The organism is Paenibacillus sp. EZ-K15, assembly GCF_002573715.1.
GTDB lineage: Bacteria > Bacillota > Bacilli > Paenibacillales > Paenibacillaceae > Paenibacillus_AQ.
The window spans coordinates 1-915 of sequence record NZ_PDHM01000003.1 but is presented as its reverse complement, the minus strand read 5'-3'; the positions used below and the strand labels follow the sequence as shown (position 1 = coordinate 915).

7 tRNA genes are annotated in these 915 nt (G+C 49.0%); all 7 read right to left on the bottom strand.

Going from position 1 to position 915, the window contains the following annotated elements:
• Nucleotides 1–71: 71 nt before the first annotated feature.
• A tRNA-Tyr gene (locus tag CRG97_RS00630) sits at nucleotides 72–157 on the bottom strand.
• Between the two features lie 12 nt (nucleotides 158–169).
• Nucleotides 170–242 (bottom strand) — tRNA-Phe (locus tag CRG97_RS00625).
• Between the two features lie 93 nt (nucleotides 243–335).
• Nucleotides 336–412 (bottom strand) — tRNA-Asp (locus CRG97_RS00620).
• A gap of 13 nt (nucleotides 413–425) precedes the next feature.
• Nucleotides 426–501: transfer RNA gene (locus tag CRG97_RS00615), tRNA-Thr, on the bottom strand.
• 26 nt (nucleotides 502–527) lie between these two features.
• Nucleotides 528–603 (bottom strand) — tRNA-Val (locus CRG97_RS00610).
• A 9-nt stretch (nucleotides 604–612) separates the two neighbouring features.
• Nucleotides 613–689: transfer RNA gene (locus CRG97_RS00605), tRNA-Met, on the bottom strand.
• Between the two features lie 32 nt (nucleotides 690–721).
• Nucleotides 722–813 (bottom strand) — tRNA-Ser (locus tag CRG97_RS00600).
• Nucleotides 814–915 lie beyond the last annotated feature (102 nt).

Below are 915 nucleotides of genomic sequence, written 5' to 3'. Positions count from 1 at the left end.
AGGACTCGAACCTTCGACACCCTGATTAAAAGTCAGGTGCTCTACCAACTGAGCTAATGGCTCTTATTTACTGGTGGAGGATGATGGATTCGAACCACCGAACTCGGACGAGAACAGATTTACAGTCTGCTGCGTTTGGCCACTTCGCTAATCCTCCAGGATATAAAGGTGGCTCGGGACGGAATCGAACCGCCGACACGAGGATTTTCAGTCCTCTGCTCTACCGACTGAGCTACCGAGCCTTACATAAATGACATAAAAATAAAGTGCGGAATGCAATCCTGCCCACTTTAATCTGTGGAAAACCGACCATTTTTATTCCTTAAGATTAATAATGGCGGAACTGACGGGATTCGAACCCGCGATCTCCTGCGTGACAGGCAGGCATGTTAGGCCTCTACACCACAGTTCCACATTATTAAAGATGGTGCCGGCGAGAGGACTTGAACCCCCAACCTACTGATTACAAGTCAGTTGCTCTACCAATTGAGCTACACCGGCATGGTAAGGTGATAAAAATAAGTACATGGTGGAGGCTGAGGGGATCGAACCCCCGACCCTCTGCTTGTAAGGCAGATGCTCTCCCAGCTGAGCTAAGCCTCCAGGTATGTATGGTAGCGGCGGAGGGGATCGAACCCCCGACCTCACGGGTATGAACCGTACGCTCTAGCCAGCTGAGCTACACCGCCATATAAACCTATTTGCGTTCAAGTTATTCAAATGGCGGAGAGAGAGGGATTCGAACCCTCGCACCGCTTACGCAGTCTAACCCCTTAGCAGAGGGTCCCCTTATAGCCACTTGGGTATCTCTCCATCATAACTTGTATGCAGTTACAGAGATTGATTCCCTGAAAACTAGATACGAAACGAATTTGCAACACATTGAAATAGTTTTGGATAAGCCCTCGACCGATT